The sequence below is a fragment of the Nibrella viscosa genome (genome assembly GCF_039541875.1).
Classification (GTDB): Bacteria; Bacteroidota; Bacteroidia; order Cytophagales; family Spirosomataceae; genus Nibrella; species Nibrella viscosa.
On the sequence record NZ_BAABHB010000018.1, the window covers coordinates 1 to 17,227 of the forward strand.

12 protein-coding genes are annotated in these 17,227 nt (G+C 47.2%); all 12 read right to left on the minus strand.

Annotated elements, in window-relative coordinates; all coding sequences use genetic code 11:
• Nucleotides 1-22 precede the first annotated feature (22 nt).
• The 12 genes from tnpC to ABD931_RS26710 all read right to left on the minus strand — a co-directional run bounded on the left by tnpC (nucleotide 23) and on the right by ABD931_RS26710 (nucleotide 16,947).
• Nucleotides 23-1,540, minus strand: coding sequence for an IS66 family transposase (gene tnpC / locus ABD931_RS26655; RefSeq protein ID WP_345271086.1), 1,518 nt, complete (start codon nucleotides 1,538-1,540; stop codon nucleotides 23-25).
• Nucleotides 1,541-1,588: 48 nt separating this feature from the next.
• Nucleotides 1,589-1,942 carry an IS66 family insertion sequence element accessory protein TnpB gene (tnpB, locus tag ABD931_RS26660; RefSeq protein ID WP_345271087.1) on the minus strand — a complete coding sequence of 118 codons (354 nt, stop codon included), beginning with the start codon at nucleotides 1,940-1,942 and terminating at the stop codon, nucleotides 1,589-1,591.
• Nucleotides 1,930-2,241: an IS66 family insertion sequence element accessory protein TnpA gene (gene tnpA / locus ABD931_RS26665; protein ID WP_345271088.1), complete on the minus strand. Its 312-nt coding sequence runs from the start codon at nucleotides 2,239-2,241 to the stop codon at nucleotides 1,930-1,932. The genes tnpB and tnpA overlap by 13 nt, the downstream gene beginning before the upstream one ends.
• A gap of 272 nt (nucleotides 2,242-2,513) precedes the next feature.
• Entirely contained in the window at nucleotides 2,514-4,112 is a 1,599-nt protein-coding gene (locus tag ABD931_RS26670; RefSeq protein ID WP_345271089.1) for a cysteine peptidase family C39 domain-containing protein, read from the minus strand.
• A gap of 130 nt (nucleotides 4,113-4,242) precedes the next feature.
• Nucleotides 4,243-7,785, minus strand: a complete 3,543-nt coding sequence (locus ABD931_RS26675) for a carboxypeptidase regulatory-like domain-containing protein (protein WP_345271090.1) — start codon at nucleotides 7,783-7,785, stop codon at nucleotides 4,243-4,245.
• A gap of 421 nt (nucleotides 7,786-8,206) precedes the next feature.
• Nucleotides 8,207-8,437 (minus strand): hypothetical protein, encoded by a 231-nt coding sequence (locus ABD931_RS26680; protein ID WP_345271091.1) that lies wholly within the window; start codon nucleotides 8,435-8,437, stop codon nucleotides 8,207-8,209.
• A 32-nt stretch (nucleotides 8,438-8,469) separates the two neighbouring features.
• Entirely contained in the window at nucleotides 8,470-9,807 is a 1,338-nt protein-coding gene (locus tag ABD931_RS26685) for a glycosyltransferase (RefSeq protein WP_345271092.1), read from the minus strand.
• A gap of 198 nt (nucleotides 9,808-10,005) precedes the next feature.
• A complete protein-coding gene (locus ABD931_RS26690; RefSeq protein ID WP_345271093.1) occupies nucleotides 10,006-13,062 on the minus strand; it encodes a lantibiotic dehydratase in 3,057 nt (1,018 codons plus the stop codon).
• 23 nt (nucleotides 13,063-13,085) lie between these two features.
• On the minus strand, nucleotides 13,086-13,238 hold the full coding sequence (locus ABD931_RS26695) for a hypothetical protein (RefSeq protein ID WP_345271094.1): 153 nt from the start codon (nucleotides 13,236-13,238) through the stop codon (nucleotides 13,086-13,088).
• Nucleotides 13,239-13,329: 91 nt separating this feature from the next.
• On the minus strand, nucleotides 13,330-14,088 hold the full coding sequence (locus ABD931_RS26700) for a LytR/AlgR family response regulator transcription factor (protein WP_345271095.1): 759 nt from the start codon (nucleotides 14,086-14,088) through the stop codon (nucleotides 13,330-13,332).
• A complete protein-coding gene (locus ABD931_RS26705) occupies nucleotides 14,057-15,244 on the minus strand; it encodes a sensor histidine kinase (RefSeq protein WP_345271096.1) in 1,188 nt (395 codons plus the stop codon). Before ABD931_RS26705 ends, ABD931_RS26700 begins: the two co-directional genes overlap by 32 nt.
• Before the next feature lie 548 nt (nucleotides 15,245-15,792).
• Nucleotides 15,793-16,947: a replication initiation protein gene (locus ABD931_RS26710; RefSeq protein ID WP_345271097.1), complete on the minus strand. Its 1,155-nt coding sequence runs from the start codon at nucleotides 16,945-16,947 to the stop codon at nucleotides 15,793-15,795.
• Between the last annotated feature and the right edge of the window lie 280 nt (nucleotides 16,948-17,227).

Below are 17,227 nucleotides of genomic sequence, written 5' to 3' on the forward strand. Positions count from 1 at the left end.
GTATCCACCCGAGCAACCCCGTCTAGGAAAAGCGGGTTTTGTAGTGCTGGGGGTATAACTGCCGCAGGTCTTTGTGGTTGATCGTCAGGATGTGTTCCAGCACATACTTCAGCCACTCATTGGCATTCACCCCATGCGCCTGACAGATGGCAAACAGCGAGTAGATGCCCGCTGCCCGCTGAGCGGCCGCATGCGAGCCGGCAAACAGATAGTTCTTGCGGCCAAGGGCGATCGGCCGGATGGCATTCTCCACCAGGTTGTTGTCCAGTTCCAGATGACCATCCTGTAGGTAGGCGCACAGCCCATCCCAGCGGGCCATACTGTAGCTGATGGCTTTGCCCAACTGACTGCGCGGCAGGCTGCTTTGGGCCTGCTGCGCCAGCCACTGACCCCACTCGTTGAGCACCGGCAGGGATTGCGCCAGCCGGAGTTCTTTGCGCTGGGTCGCACTCAGTCCCTGCTGCCGCGCCTGGGCTTCGACGGCGTAGAGCTGCTGAATATACCTCAGGGCCACCTCCGCTCGCCCAGCCTCACTGCTGAGCGCCCGCTCGAACTCCCGACGCGCGTGCGCCAGACACGCCAGGTGGGTCACGCCGGCCTGCCGCCCATACTGGCTGTAGACTCCATAGCCGTCACTTTGCAGATACCCCACAAAGCCCCCCAGCAACTCACGCGGACCCTGGGCCGAGCGCGTAGGCTGGTAGTCAAACAATGTGGTCTGATCCAGCGGACAGTGATAGACCCAGTAGTAGCCCTGATGGCAGGCCCCTTTCCGCTCGCTCTCCAGCACCCGGATCGGCGTCTCATCTACCTGTAGGTACCCTTTGGCTTTGGTATCGGCTTGTAGCTGTTCATACAGCAGGTACACCCGCTCCAGCGCCTGGCGCGTCCAGCCCTCCAGGGTAGAGGCTGCCAGCTCAATGCCCCAACGCTGGAAGCGCTGCCGCTGGCGGTACAAGGGCAGGTGGTCGAGGTACTTATCCACCAGCAAGCCTGCCAGCAGCCCCGCGCCGGGAATGCCTTTGGCAATCACCCGCTCAGGCAAGACCCCGATCTGCACCGGCCCTTCTTTGCTAGCGGCCATGTACTTGTAGCGGATGTAGCGCCGGATGAAGCAGCGGGCCGGCACACACTCCAGTTCGTCGGTGATGTCTTTGCCGATGCAGATAAGCCCCCTGAGATCACCCGCAGGAAAAATCTCGATCTCCTCCACCGGCAGGTGGGCCGGCAAGGGCAGCCGACCCGGATGAGGACGCCTGGCGGAGTTCTGGCGCAAGTGCTGCTGTTTTTGGGCGAGCTGTTGCTGCTGAGCATCTGACTCGGGTGGTGGCTCTAGCGGCAAACTGACCGAAGGGTGTTGAAAGCGCTCCCGCTTCTGGCCAAACAGCATGCGCCGATACTGCTCGACTTGGGCTTGGAGCCCCTCGACCTGCTGCTGGAGCTGGACCAACTGGCGTTGCTGCTGAGCAATCAGCGTTTGCTGTTGCACCAGCAACTGCTGCTGCTCAGCCGGGCTTAGCTGGTGGAGGGGAATGGCCATAGGCGAAAATAGCCAAAAAACAGCAGCTTTGCCAGGTAAGTGGCTGGTTTAGCCGCTGACGGGGTGGCGCATGCGCTTTTTCTGGCGGAAGGTCAGCAACTGAATGCCCTCAACCATCAACACCAACTCGGGCCAGCGCAGGAGTGTAGCCGCCCCGCTGGCCACTGGCCGAGCAAAGCGACCCTGCTCCAGGCGCTTGCTGTAGAGGACAAATCCACCCGGCTCCCAGTGCAGCAGCTTGAGGGTAGTTCGGCTGCGGTTGAGAAAGACAAAGACCTCTCCGCTGGTAGGCTCACGCTGGAGTCCCTGACGCACCAGGCCACAGAGCCCGTCGATGCCCTTGCGCATATCACAAGGGGCAGTGTAGAAGAGATAGGTCTGAGCTGAACTCAGGCTGAACATGCGTCAAGCAGGGTGACTAAGGAGCGCAGCAGGCTAAGTTGGGGGCCGGGTAGTTGGATGCGTACCCCGTTGGGGTAGATTACCTCCAGGGGCAAGGCCGTGGGCTGGGGCTCCAGGGAGAGTGCTACAAAAGCGGGGGGCGGAGCAGCGGCTTGGCGAGCTTTGCGCTGCCAGTAGTAGAACTTGGCCGGGGAGATGCCGGCCTGTTGGCAGAAGTCGGCCAGCGAAAGGCCACTAAGGGGGAAAGCCTCAATCAGGCTGAAGAGTTGCTGAGTCTGGTCAGTAGCTAAAGTAGGCATGGGTGTTTTTTAGCCAAAAGTAGCGGCCCCGTAGGCAGCAGAAAAGACGGGGTTCGTCGGGTGGTTACCTCCTTACCAATCTGCGCCTTCTCCCGTAGCGACTGCACTATATAGGAGCGGCCAAAGTGCCAGGCTACCATGCGCAGGCACTATGGCCGCAGTCCATTATATCTAATTGATGATAATGCGGAAAAGAATTCATTCATTTCTGTTGTACTGTCTTTCACATAAAGCTTTGAAAGCACATTAGACTAAGTAAGGAAGGTCTTCTTTTAGTTAACTATCTTAGAAATATCCGATAATTTAAATTGGGTTGGGATCTTATAGCCATCCATATATAGGGTAGGAGTGGTTTCTATACTTGCTTCTCTACACCAATTTTCATTACAACGTATTATTAAGTCATAATTTTCTACATAATTATAAGTAGGGTGTTTTTTTGCCCATTTATCAAAGTTTTTTTCCGGTGATTTATACCAATCTGATATTGCAAATTCAACGTCAACAATGCTTTGTATTTTTAGCTTTATCAAGTGTAATGCTATTTTAGTATTAAGGCCTTTTACACCGTCACAAATAAAAATAACTTGTAGATTAATATTTGAAGTCTTCTTAATAAGTTGTTCTAACTCGAAGTGCATTTTAGCACACGGTCCACAATATGGGTTAGAAACCATGGTTATAGTATGTTGAGCATCGGGATTTCCGATTAAAATAGCGTGTAAATCTGCTGATACTAAAGGCATTTTATCTTGTTGACTTAGTAATGAAAAGAATAAAGTTGGATTACGCTTAAGTCTCATTAATTCAACCTGGTTTTGTCGCCCGTTCTGTTGAGAAATTAAAAGTGGCTTAAGCACAGCCCAAAACGTAGCAGGTATAATAAAAGCTACAATCACAAAATTACTGGATTGCCAACTTTCTAAAAATAAACCGAAGTTCGAAAGTCCAAAAACTGCATCTAACAATAAAATTACTTGAATAAAGGTACATAGGCTGCACCATTGTTGTACTACAAAACGTTGATAATAGATTGAAAAGAAAGAATACGGTAATACTAAAAGGGAGAAAACACTATTTAAGTGCTTTATACTTGGAAATATTGCAGATAAAAATATTAAAAATATACCACTAATAAAGTATAACATCCCGATTTCAGCCCAACTCAACCACTCAAAAAGTTTAGAGGCTTTTGATTTTAAAATTTTATCACAATTTATTTGGGGTGTGAAACTACATAATTGCTCAGCTAAAGGGTCTCTGAACCCTAGGGTTTTATATACAAGTAGTACACTCACAAATAGTCCTAATGTTCTGTTTATTATTAATAACCAATCACTTAAAGTTAAATATTGGTTGATATTCACTAAAATTATCATTAAAGTTAAAAAAAAGCTTCCTATTATGAATAACTTACGAAGTTGGCTGATCAATTCTATCTTATGTTTGCTTTCATATCCATCTTCACCAGATAACGAATCAACTTCAGCTAATAGAACTACATTTGTCCATTTTTTTTGAAAATCCGTTAGCTCCTCTGTAATAGTTCCTTTTTCACTATCAGTATATGTTATTCTTTCGTCTTTTAACTTATTTACGACTACATACCAACCTCCTTTATAGTTTAAATGAGCTAAGAATGGAGTAGGTAATTCATCTAATTGTTCTATAGACTCCAGATGCAATGCTGCATTTCTTACTCCCACTTCCGTGAGTGTTTCACTAAGCGCTAGCATACTTGGATAGTCTGGGTGACTCACTAAATTATCAGCTAAGGTAAGTCGACTTACCTTAGCTCTAAGGTGGCTAAGTAGCTTAAATGAGGCAACTATAGCATTGTCCTCGGTCGAAAATGTTGTCAGCTTATACACAAAATATACCGTTTAATTTTTAATAATATTATACTAAAGCCATAAAGATTAAGGTTTATTATTTAATGTATAAAAGAATTTAATTTTGGAAATTTTAAATACATAAAATGTTTTGGAAGTTGTTAACTTTTTAATCGTTCTTTATTTCGCAGTTGATTGTTGTTTCTATCGATATTGGCTTACCTTCAATTGAAATGCCCTGAATATTTATTCTAATTTTATGTATAATTTCAGATAGTGAAAAAGCTAAATCAGCCTGCCCCTGTGAGTTGGTCTGCAACACCGGCTTCCAATACAATACATCCCGCTGGTCTTTACCCGTAGGAAATTCGGACGATTCGTAGCCGGGGGTGTAAAACTCCCGCTGAACGGCAAACCCCCGGACGGTAAACCGGTTCTCTTCTTTATCGGTCAGGACCGGCTTAGCTTCTCCACCTTTTCGGGTGTAAATAGCGATAATACCATTACCACCACGGGCTCCATAAGCCGCGCCATTGCCGTATTTGACTACCTCAATCCGCTCCACCTCCCTGGGAAGTAACCTTAGCAGCGCTGTTCCTTCCTCATTTTCACCCAAAGCAACCCCATCTATCAAATAAAGTGGGGGTGATGGCTTTGAGGTTAGGTTACCTGGCCCTCCTATCTGTACATCATAGCCTCCCGACAAGTCTTTGGGCCTAACTCGCACACCCGCCACACGGCCCTGCATCATCTCATATACATTCGTGTAGCGAGAGCGGACCGCTTCGTCAAAGACTAGCGAAACATCAGGTTTGACAATACTGGACCTTTGTATTTCGGGTGGGCGGCTATTTTCCCGATTTGCTTTAACAACTACCTCGTTGAGCAGCCGGGCATCCGCCTGCCGGTATAACTCCGGCCAGGCTCGCTGACGGGACAGACCGGCCTCCAACACTTTTCTCAGGCTGGCCCAATCTACTTCAAGCGTATCTGTAACCGGCAGTTGGGCAAGTCCCGGATTATCCAGTTGTACGGTAGCCCGGATAGGCCGCAACGACTCGTCACTAGCCTGTACATGAAGGCGGGCTGTATCGGGAAGCATCAACCCGCCCAGCCGGAAACGCCCCTGTGCGTCCGTTTTGATACTGCGGGTAAATAGCTGCCCGTTACTCTGGGTGGTAATTAATACTTGGCTGTTGGGAACTGGTTGGCTCCTGCGGTCAATAACACGGCCACTGACGACTACCCCACCCAGGGTATCTGTTTGGGTAAGCTGGGCCGGCTGGTCTTGCCAGCTAAGCCGACGCCAGCCCTGAGTCAGCAGCAAATCATCCAGCGCCCGGCGGGTGTCAGGCCGCTGATTCCGGAAGTAATAGCCCGGCTCCTCTACCCGGCCGCGCAAATCACCGGTCAGCAACAGGTGTGCTCGTATATCGGCCGCCATCGTATCGGCCGTAACCTGGTCGGCATCGGTAATCGATGCCGACAGAAAGCCCACCACCGGCAGATTGTCTTCCCGAACGTGCAGGGTAAACGTGGCCCGCTCGCGAGGCTTATAGCTGGTTTTGCCGGGTATGATGTTGACCTGCACCGAAGGAGTGGTTTCCGGCACAAACACCAGCCTTTCAGCCCAGGGTCGTGCCCGACTGTCCAGCACCGTAAGCTGACACAATCCGGCCTGTAGGGCAGATACCGGTACGGAGAACAAAGCTTTTCCGTCCTGCAATTGCATTTTGGCGTAGTGAGCGAGTACACCCCGACTCTGCACCAGCACATATACAGGTTGCTGGCTGTAGGCTCCCGCCCCCCGTAACCGAACGGTCAACCGGCTGCTGTCGGAGGTCATATCGGCATACAGCACCAACCCTTCTGCTTTTGCCGGTGGTAAAGCGATGCGATTGGAATCGGCCGCTACAACGGCAACATACGTTTGTTGGAGCAACGGAGTCAACTCGACGCTACCCATACCGAAGCGGTTGGTGGTAAAGCTGGTTACCGCCTGTCCCTGTGCGTTTAGGATATGGCCGCTAATAGCCCGCCCTTTCCCGTCCGGCCCCACCGCTTTAATGCCCAGGCGGGCCGGCAGACCGGCAACCCACTGCCCACCTTCAGGTAAGAATTGTAAATCTATTGGGGCATTGATTGCCGTACCGACGGTTGCTGGCTTTGGCGCGGCTTTGGGATTGAAAATAGTCAGCGTACGCTCAAAGGCCGGTCGGCTGAAGGTATTCGGGTGATTCCGTTCCTCCTCCGGGTACGCCCGCAGCTGGTAAGTACCTGATGGCAGTGTATCGGCCAGCGCGAAGCGGGTGTGCCCCCGGCCATCCTTCAGCCGCACCCATTGATGCTCCACCAGTCGTCCACCGGGCGCTATCAGGTCCACATGAAGGGCATCGTCAAGGTCCGTGTATTTGGTGGGTATAAGCTGATGCGTGGCAGCATTCAGCCAGAAAGCACTTACCCACAAGGCGTCACCAGTGACGTATACGCTCTTGTCGATATGCAGAAAGCTGGTCGGCGCCCGGTGTGCATACTGTTTTTTCCACCCGTTGGTCAGCGAGTCCAGCAGCGGGTCGGCGGCCAGGATAGTTCCCTCCACAGGAACGGGTGTTATCACCGAATCGGTAGGTTGGTACTGCCAGTCGGCGGGCAGAAGGTTGGCGAGCCGGTCATTACCGAGGTCACCGTGCAGCAGCATACCCTGAGGTTTGGTAATCCAGCCGTCCAGCGTAACCAGGGCTTCGCCTTTGGGTAAGGTCAGCAGCGAACGGGCAAACGGCATGGCCGGGTTCGCTGGGTTAGTGGCCGGGCGGTGGATGTAAAAAATTTCCAGCACCTTGTCGGTCACAAACCGTCGTTCAAAGGATAATTCACCGGGCCGAAACAGCGTATCGGCCTTTTTATGAAGGCGATGAAAAGCGGTGGAGATGACAGGAAGGCCAGAGGCTAACATCGATGGGGGAAAATCCGTCTCGTATACATCAAAGCCCTGCGCCCGATACGTTCCGTTTATCAGGCTGGCCAGCAGGTGCCGGGTAGAGCCCAGATAGGCCCGCTGGCGGTTGCGTTGCCACCGTTTGGCCTGCTGCGGATCCGCCGGCTGCATTTCCTCAAACCGGCTGTTACCGGCGTAGAGTACTTTACCCCGGAAATAATCGAAATATTGCAACTGGTAATGAATCCGATAACCCAGGGCATTGTTCTCCACAACAAGTGGTTCTGTTGATTTGGCCTGAAGATGCCCATTCGTTTCGGAAAACTGAACCTGGTTTCCGTTCACAAACGTACATTGACCGACAAAAAGGCTATTCCCCAGCAGTTGGGCTTTAAAAATCCGGAAATGACGCTGCCAGTCCCTGGAGTGTTTAGCGACTACCGTAACGGTCTGTAGTCCAATTCCGCTCCGCTTCAGCGCGATATTCACCATACGGGGCTGCTGATTGACAAAACGAAGCGTCTGCCGCGAGGCTTCATAGCCCACATACGATGCTACCAGTTCGACAGTACCCAGCGGTACGCCCGGTAGCCGGTAGTAGCCCAGTTCATCGGTAAGGGTGCCCCTTGTTGTTAAATTGACAAAAACAGTGGCAAAAGGAAGAGGTTCTCCAGTATTAGCATCAGTGAGTCGACCTGACAAGGTAGTGGTGACACTCATCTGCGCGTGGCCTAATTGCCATATAAACGCTATACATAAAATTAAAGACCATTTCATATAGACGAAATCTTCTGCTTCGTACCAACTCTTAAAGCATTTATGAAATTATATTGTAACATCGCAAAAATTAATAATTTTAACAAATTTTATAAAATTTAATGACTGAATTTTTCTTAGTTCACTTGTTATATTCACAATTGGTTTACAGACTTCTCATTCCAAGCGCTAGACTTCGTTTTTTATCATGTAAAGTGTTTTTATAAGCTTTTTTATAGTTTAAGCATAGAGTAATTAACTTTAATAAGTTTTTTGTTGTACTCTTCAATCCTTAATTAGTTTATTAAACAAACCAACGCAAAGAATGAGTATAAATCTTTAATTATTCGCTAAAGGCGTTAACTCGGTATGCTTAATTAAAGCGTAGCTACCCAAGGAGCTACGCTTTCTTGTAAAGAAGAGCTAAAAAGTTTAAACTCTTTTAACAACCTCCTGCATAAGCATTATTGCCAAAGGCGGCTTTGCAAGCAGAATCCGAAGTCGAACCAGTGCAACATCCCCATATTGTACCAACTACAGATCCAGAACCTGAGTCACGACAATTAACATTGCCAAAATTCGAAGATTGGCAGTAGCCATCGCCACCTTTTACTGTTTTCATCTGCTCTTTTGAAAGTAGATGATTAGCTAAATTTACAAGAATTTTTTTCATAAAAGTAAATTAGTTAAAATTGGAAAATTATATTAATTGATCTGCAAATCCACATCATTTATTATTAAGTCTTTAACTAATGAACTAGGAATACTTAAATCTGTGCAAACTTTATCTGGTTTTAATTTGAATGCTGATTCAATACGTTTAAGAATAGTATTAACGCTATCATTTTTAATATCACCCAATAAGCCCCATTCATGATAAGTAACTCTAGCTCCATTACCTATCATATCCATTTTTTTATTTAAAGGGTATATTAACATAGGAATACCTGCAACTATACATTCCTTAATTGAAGTTAAACCCCCATGTGCTATCATTAAATCACACCAACTTAGTATATCTATTTGTGGAGCAAAGGGTACAATAGTAATATTCTTAGGTAAGCTTAAACGTTTTGCAGATTGCTCAAGCGAAGCGGAAAGGATTAGATACAGATCTGGCCTCCTACTAAAAGCATCTATAATCTTAGTTAATAACATGTTAACCGAATTAGCATTTTCCTTCATTAAAGTACCAAAGGCAGCATATACAACCTTTATATCACCGGCTCGTTTTTGATTTATTAGCTCATTTTTGAGACAAAGGTAATCACTTGTAATATAATTTGACTCATCTCTATCTACAGGCGGATTAACATAATACTGATTAGCTTCTTCACGAATATTTCTATACTCAAAAATTTTAGGAGCCAAAATAATAGTTGGTAAATTTTTTGCTTTTTCATAAAAAGAATTATCTTCTTTAAAGACATCGGAGTAACTGATATTATACCGGCGTAAGAGATGCTTGATAAAATAACGATCGGAATATCCACAAAAAGCAATCGTTTCAATAAAATGCTTAAAACGGCGATGGATCAAATGTCTTTCCCACAAAAAATGGCACCAATATTGTGAAAGTTTTGTATTTATAGGAATGAATGCTGAATTTAATGGAGGAATATTTGAGCACCTACTCGTAGATAATTTTGTATTTACTATAGCTATTGAAACTTTGAAAGAAAGCAGATAAATATAATAATAGCTTAAATGCTCATCTAAAAAAATTATCTTTGGTTTATTCTCCTTAACTATAGTTCTAAATAATTGTATTGTATTATACCAATCTTTGTATCGCTTAAATATTGAATTTGGTTCGACTACTTCCTTTATCAACAAACCAAGAAAAACCTTAATTTTATAGATTAAGAATGTAGAGGTATAATCCATATTTATAAAAGTAAAACCTTCATTTTCAACTAATTCTTTTTGGCCTTCGTGTCCAGTAAATAATACTTTATAGCCTCTTTTTTGCCAAAGGTGCGCAAATCCAAAACAGGCAATATAATGACTTGGATATGGAAGTAAGACAAATAGAACGGTCATAAAGATTTTCTTTTATGGATAAAATATATTGTTTGGTTTCATTGAAATAAACATACGTCTCTCATAAGGAGTATAGTCTTTCAGCCGGAGCGTTGAATGACTTAAACCAAACAATTTGGACGCTTTGATCAAAATATTTTCGACCAAAGTGGAGTTAGCAGCGACAAGAATGGCTTTAGAATCGACAAAACTGTTTCCCTACCCTGCAATGGAATGACGAGCCAATCGGGTCTGGTGGACTCGTTGCAGGTGATGATAGACCAGTAGTTCGTAGGTGCGCTGATGATTGGTAAATAGCCGGTTTACAAACATGTGGGCGATACCGGCTATATACTGTCTCCGCTGAAGGCCCGAGTTTCGGTTCAGGTAAGCCGTAATAGTTGAGCTAGTTGTACTAATTCGCAGACGGTATTCACCGAAAAGCTGCTCTACAGGACAAGGCTCAGTCGAACTCGTATCTTCAAATAACTGCATCACTAGCGGCTGGTTATCCCGGTACTTCTTAGCTAAGGTCTGGCGTAAAGATGCTGATCCCCCATGTTCCGCGAAGAGTGTTTGGTACACTTCATCACATACCTGTAGCTTTTCTTCGGGCGATAAGCCAAAAACTGTCTGATACAAGTCGATGCCCTGAATCGCTGTCCGTAGCAAATCAGATGGCGTCAAATCCATTTGGTGCAACTGACAGATGAATTCACTTTCCCGCCAAAAGAGGTATTCTGTCGGCTCAATGGCGGCCTCGCCGTATCGCTCCAGTTCCCGATGGTAGGTATCTACTCTTACTTTGTGAATCTCTCCGGAGGTGGTAAGGGAGGACAAAACTGCTTGACATCTTGTCAGCCAAAGACCTGCCTGTTCCTGGCTGCTAAGCCGAAACCTGATTCGTAAATGAAAATCCGGATCAAAATAGCGAACAAAGAACCAGTATTTTAATTGACCCGAATTCAGCCCTTGTTGGATTAATTCAGATAACTGGTTCAGCACCACATCCGCTGTCGAGCAGCCACAATACACTTTTAAATACAACCACTCGCTGCCAGGAGAGAAGCTGCGTTGGTTGGTTAATAACGGACTTACGTTGACCCTGTATGACACACGGCGATGTTCTTCCTTCTCAGAAATATTAGTAAACGGGATAACCACCTCGTGTGTCATTTTGCCATCCGGCCCCTGCACCGGGCAGTTTTCGGGTGTACGCAGCCACTCGATGACCCTTACCGATTTAAGCCGGCGTATGGTCGAAGTAAAAAGCTGTTGGCATATGGGTGATCGGAGATCTAGAAAGAGCTCTTGATCTCCTTCCTGAAGCGCAATTAAAGCGGGCAGCCCTTCTTGCTGCTGGAGCCGGCAAACATTCTCAGCATCGGTAAGGCCGGCGACTAAATCGGTGTGAGATAGTAACCAGGTGGCTTCCTGGAGGATTATATTCCGGTATTTCACCCTGGGTAGCCGCCGGGCCTGGACTAAGGCTCCCCAATGCCAGCTTACCGAAAACGACGCTTGCTGGTGTTGCAGGTCACATAAGAACCGGTACAGCGGCAAACCGCTGTTATAGTCATGGGCCGTGGTTAGCTGGGGGATTACTTCTTTGCCTAATTGTTTGGATCGGAGAACAATCCGTTGGCCGTGGGGAACCGACACCAGCAAATCGTCGAGTGAGAGTTGTTGGTTAGTCGGTAAGGTTGAATGCGTCAAGTATGGAATTTCATAGGGCCGCAAATGAGGGCGAGCGACCACATTGCCGGTTCGGGGCTGGGGCAGGTGGACTACTTCGGCGTAAATTCGATGGGCATCCTGCTGCTGTCGTCGGGCCAGGTTATCGGTAACCAACCGGGACAATTCCTCATCAGCCGAACAGAAGCGACCGAATAGGTTGAATCCAGAGGGACCGCTTAAGGCTTTTAAGTAAAACTGGTACTGCCCTGCATCGATAGATTCCGTCGAGGAAGCCAGAAAGTAACCTATCGCATAGTAACTATCCGGGAGCTTAACTGCGTCTGTCGTTAACTGAAGCAGATCGTCGTCGGTGATAGTAACCCCACCATCCCGCTGAGGATCCCAGCTTGTGTAGAGCCGGATTCGTAATTGATGCAAGGCATCCTGTAAATAGACGGAAGGGTCCGTTGAGCTTTGCGACACCAACCCCTCAATCAATTCGCCGGCAGTGTTGGTCAACGCATTGCCGTAGCCAATCCCGATCTCCTCATCCAATACGGCTAACAGGGGTATCTCCTGTTCTTCATACCGATCATAGAAGCGTTGTTTGAACGTTACCAAATTATCATTTGGTGCGTTAAAATGGCTAAGCACGTGCAGGGCCGATAGTGATTTTTCGAGTTGCTGGAGCACACGCCCGCTGAGCTGAGGTCTGCTCTCGTCAAAACAAGTATCTGTTTGTAAGATTGGTCCGGAAGACAGAGATAAGCCCAGACCGAGTGTCAGCCTGAAGTTAATCTCTTCCGTTGGCTGGGCTTTTCCTGTGGACTGGGTTAGCACATCCTGAATGGCAATCAGATGAGGTAAACAGTCCGGTGGTGTCGGCCAGCTTCGGATTGTGTTGACCAGGTGGGTGAACGGATCAATCCCGGTGGGAGCAGGTAAGAGCTCACTCGTCAGCAGGCAATCCTCAATCAGACAATCGATGAATGCATAGGCTTCAGCCTGCTGGTCTGGTGAGGCAATGGCCTGAGCTAGTTCCGTCCGGGTAGCTCCCTGACGGGCTAGCGCCAGCACCTTTAGAATAGATGACTCTGCCGGCACCTCACTACTAAAATAATGCCATTGGCCATCTAACCATTGTCTTTCGGTATAGCGCAATCGTTGACCAACCTGGTACAAAGTCTGGTTGGTAACATAGCGGAGTTGGTGTTGAAGCTCAGGCCTATTAGAAAGGGCGTACGCTAGTTCGGTCAGCACCTGCATGTCTAACCGATGATGCGGCCTGGCTTGCCGGTTGGTAAAATCCAGTGTTGATGAAGTACCGAAGTATCCTACGGTACCACCCGCAAACAGCCCGAAAGGCGTACAGCGGGTACTCATCCGCAGGAGGTATTTCAGTCGCGTTTCGGCCACTTTAGGGGAGAGGGTAGCGTTTAGTAGCTCCTGCGTGTTTAACCCTGGAGCCGCAATTCGGATGGCTTCGCTAACGTGTTGATTCGACAACAAGTCCTCAGTATGACCCGTGGAGAGGCAATGCGTCAACCGCTCGATGGAGAGAAGCGGTTGACGCAGCCAAAAGAAATTCGGCAAACTCATAAAGGTGCAGTTCCTAGTAGATCTTACCGAATGGGTTTTGCGGCAGGAGCCTGCCCGTAGATGATACTAGTTGACGTACAGGCCCAGGTAGTAATTGCTCCTTTGCCAACTGACGAGTTGGTAGGTGTGCTGTGGTGGGCAGCCGTACGCTGCTTGCGGTAAGTGAATGGATTCATATAAGAAGAGGATTTAGTTTATCCCAAACATACTTATCCTCATATGGCACCAAAATTTTTTCGACTAAACTGGGTTTAGAATAGACGAAGCCTACCGTAAAGCCGATATAAATTTTTTAAGCTCTTCCCGGAAGTGGAGACCAATTTGCAATTCAACGTCGTTCTCCAGACGAATTACATTGCCTTCGATGAGCTGGATGGCCGATCGCCGAACGATATGAGAGCGGTGAATGCGAACGAAAATAGGGGGAGGGAACAGTTCTGCTGCCTTTTTAAAGGGCATGTGTGTCAAGATGGTTTGATCTTTCAGATGAACTTTGACATAGTCTTTGCAAGCTTCAACGAAAAGGATTTTTTCGTATGGAATTTGCAGTAGCCGTTTATCCTCGCGCAGCCATACCGAGCCATCCAGTAGACCAGAAGGGATAGTCTCGTCGGATGAAGGCAGATAAACGGGTGACCAGTTGGGCGACCTGGTTGCGCGGACCTGTCTCTCCTTGAACTTCACCACGGCTTGCATAAACCGTTCAAAAGCAATAGGCTTCATCAGGTAATCCAGCACGGCGAACTCGTAGCTTTTCAGGGCGTGTTCGGGATAAGCTGTGGTAATGATGATCTCCGGTCGGACGGGTAGTTGAAGCTGCAACAAGTCCATGCCCGTCATTCCCGGCATCTGAATGTCAAGAAATACTAAATGGGGTTGCAGTTGTTGAATGGCTTCAATAGCTTCGTAGGCGTCAGAGCAGGTGGCTACGCACTGCAGATCAGGTACCCGCTCCACAAATACGTCAATGACGTCACGGGCGGGGGGTTCATCATCAACGATGATGACTCGATAAGGCTGGCTCATGTAAGATAAGGGTTAAATGTATGCGAAAGGATTGAGGCTGCTCCTCGATTTGAAGCTCATAGTCTCGGTCATAAAAATGATCCAGGCGTTTACGTACATTGACCAGACCAATGCCGCCAACTCCATTAATTTTTTTGATTGGCCGGCTATTCTCGACAGAAAATACTAAGCTATTCTTTTTAATGGTTAAGCCAATACTCGCCCAACCTGCTTTGGGGTTAGCCTGTAAGCCGTGTTTGAACGCATTTTCAACGAACACAATCAGCAGCAGTGGAGGCACCATAAGTTGACCCGGATTACCCTGCACGGTATACGAAAGATTGAAACTGGCATCATAGCGAATCCGTTGCAACTCGATATAGCTGTCCAAAAACTGGATTTCTTTGGCCAACGGTACCAGTTCGGTTTCAGTTTCGTAGAGCGAATACCGCATCAGATCGGCCAGTTTAAGTACTGTATCCGGCACCTTATCGGGTGATTTAATGGCAAAGGAGTAGATGTTGTTGAGGGTATTGAACAGAAAGTGTGGATTGATCTGCGCTTTCAGAAAATTGAATTCCAGCAGCAGGTTTTCTTTCTCAAGCCGCTCCTGACGAATTTTTAAGCTGAAGAGATCCTTAAATACTTTGAACCCAACGGCGTATAGTAGGTAGTTATAAAAAAGCGAATACGAGAAAAGAAACACGGTAATAGTATCAAAGGGAATTTGCCAGATCGCTAAGCTAGCAACATGTTCGGCATTGCGGCTGTAGATATTGGGTAGGTTTGCTGGACCCAGGTAACGGAGAAAGAATAGAAAATGCCAGTGAACCACCAGGGAGGTTAATACATGCACCCCCAACAGACACAGTACAAACATTCCCATTCTAAATTGACGAAGGATAAATTGGCGAGTCAGCAGGGTAACCAACAGATAGGCTCCAATGGTTAGGCTACCAAAGAAAAGAGTAGACAGAATAATATATTGCTGCCGTGCTTTTGGGTCCGAGACGGGACCACTGATATAGTCAAAGCCACGATAGATCAGCCACAGCGTGGTAGACCAAAGCAGGGCATAGCGGGCTACCCGGTAAGTCCAGGCCGGGCTAGTCAGGAACAGAAAAAAGTGATTTTGGTCTAAGTTCGTTCCCTTTTGGGCTTTTGACGTACCATCCATGAGATTACAATATTGAGCAACTGATTTTGATTGGTGATTCTATTAAGATTTACGGTATGGATATGATAGTGTGATCGGCTGATGCCAAAAGTATGTAAAGTCCCGTAGCTATTTAAATTTATTCGATTAACAGCCTTTTAGGGTCGATTAACTAGGTTTCGGAATAGACGAACGAAGAATTGAATGCCTCGGTGAAATTCGTAAAAGCTGTTTTTCAGCTATTTAGTATCCAGCCGATTACTATAAAATGACACAGATATTTAAGGCGAAGAGTTACACCGCACGGAGGTTGAGCACGGTAAAAAACTACTATTGCGTCTACTTTGACCGCCTGCCATAGTCAGCGCAATCGGAGCTGGCTCTTTAGGTATTTTAACGATAATGTTTTTGTCAGAGGAGTTGACCGGTAGTCATGCAAGTAGAATTCGACTACCTGGTCTGTTTAGAACATCAAATGAAGGTTTTTCGGGTACGGTTCCCCTGTACCTGCCGCTGGCGCGGGGAACAGACCCCGGCCGGCGGCAGGTACAATCCGGCAAAGCAAACCATTATTTATTGTTTGGATCCATATCGCCAAAAATTTCACCAATCGACTTCGGCTTAGCTGACCGGCCAGTGGATGATGTTGATTGAAGTGGAGATTTGGGTACCGGTGCGGAAATCCCGTCGGCCGGCTGAAAGGGAAAAATTGATAGCTGCGGCAGCGGAGGTGTCGGCACTGGGGTAGGCTGTTTGTCAATTCCGAGGGACTTCACCAGGTATGCTGTGCGGTTCCTGACTTTTGGCCGTAAGCCATTAGAGAGCTCTGAATCCACTCTGTAAAACGTCTCTAGGATGGTAAGATCCGACACGATCAACTCTTTCTGCCAGTCCGTCAATTTGTAGTTAGCCATAAGCTTCCAGGCCGCCTGAACAGCTTCGTTGATAGACATGGTATTAATAAATTGCCGGTCCTGCTCAACATTCTCCAGAGCTATCTGTCGTTGTGTTTTGATGGAGAACTCCAATTCAAGAATCCGCTTGCCTTCTTTTTTAGTCGGCCTCCAATCCAGAATCATTCCTGCTTTCTCCAATAGTTCTTTCTGCGCCCTTACCAGAGCATTCCGCTTAAAGTCAGCGAATGAGTGTTGCTCCGGATAGTTGACCATGTGGCGCAACCGATCCACCATGTAGCGAAATTGATTCTGGCCACGGTGGTGATACATTGACACGATCTCGTAGAAGCGCTGGGCGTACACAGATCCTAGTGACAGCATGATATCCAGGTCGTACTTGGTGTAGCGCTGGCCAAGCTCCGCAAAGTGCGGAACAACATCGGCGAACATCGTCAATTCGATAACCTTCTTACCATCTACTATTTCTGATTCTACCCTGGGGAAGGGGGTAATAAACAAGAACTTCTCAGTCTTATCATTCCGATATGATAGACGCTTTGACTGCAAAGAGTCAGCCGCTTCACTGATCTCCCTATAATGTTTCTTGGTCAGTTCGCTATAAGGGATAGTGAATTTGACGTTGAATCCGGGCTTGATTTCGCCTTTTAAGGCCATATGGCCAATCTGATTAACCACTAACACGACAATCTTCTTCTCCAGTTCGCTGAATTCGTGGCGGGACTCGGTGAAAAGATTAGGCTGGTAGTTAGTCGGATGTTTGACATAGTCGGAAGCTAGCAGCGCATCAGGAGTAGACGGTAGATTCATTGATCTAAAGGGTAGGTATATACTAGGCTAAACGTATAAAAACGAGTTTTAAAAAGCAAACTCACTTTTTGTCCTTTATTGAACGGTACCCCCTAAACCTCCTTTTTCACACCCCGCAAAACTCATTTTTCTACAAAGTTCGTGTTACAAAAACTCCTTTTAGAATTGATTAACGGCCAAATTGAGCTGTAAAAGAAAGCTAACAGCTTGAAATACAAGTCACCACGTAAACCTCATTTTTCTCAGGGGTGCCACCTACTAAACCTCTCTTTCTTCCCCA

Coding starts and splice junctions, on each gene's coding strand:
- tnpC (WP_345271086.1), bottom strand. CDS start 1,540: ATGGCCATTCCCCTCCACCAGCTAAGCCCGGCTGAGCAGCAGCAGTTG.
- tnpB (WP_345271087.1), bottom strand. CDS start 1,942: ATGTTCAGCCTGAGTTCAGCTCAGACCTATCTCTTCTACACTGCCCCT.
- tnpA (WP_345271088.1), bottom strand. CDS start 2,241: ATGCCTACTTTAGCTACTGACCAGACTCAGCAACTCTTCAGCCTGATT.
- ABD931_RS26675 (WP_345271090.1), bottom strand. CDS start 7,785: ATGAAATGGTCTTTAATTTTATGTATAGCGTTTATATGGCAATTAGGC.
- ABD931_RS26680 (WP_345271091.1), bottom strand. CDS start 8,437: ATGAAAAAAATTCTTGTAAATTTAGCTAATCATCTACTTTCAAAAGAG.
- ABD931_RS26685 (WP_345271092.1), bottom strand. CDS start 9,807: ATGACCGTTCTATTTGTCTTACTTCCATATCCAAGTCATTATATTGCC.
- ABD931_RS26690 (WP_345271093.1), bottom strand. CDS start 13,062: ATGAGTTTGCCGAATTTCTTTTGGCTGCGTCAACCGCTTCTCTCCATC.
- ABD931_RS26695 (WP_345271094.1), bottom strand. CDS start 13,238: ATGAATCCATTCACTTACCGCAAGCAGCGTACGGCTGCCCACCACAGC.
- ABD931_RS26700 (WP_345271095.1), bottom strand. CDS start 14,088: ATGAGCCAGCCTTATCGAGTCATCATCGTTGATGATGAACCCCCCGCC.
- ABD931_RS26705 (WP_345271096.1), bottom strand. CDS start 15,244: ATGGATGGTACGTCAAAAGCCCAAAAGGGAACGAACTTAGACCAAAAT.
- ABD931_RS26710 (WP_345271097.1), bottom strand. CDS start 16,947: ATGAATCTACCGTCTACTCCTGATGCGCTGCTAGCTTCCGACTATGTC.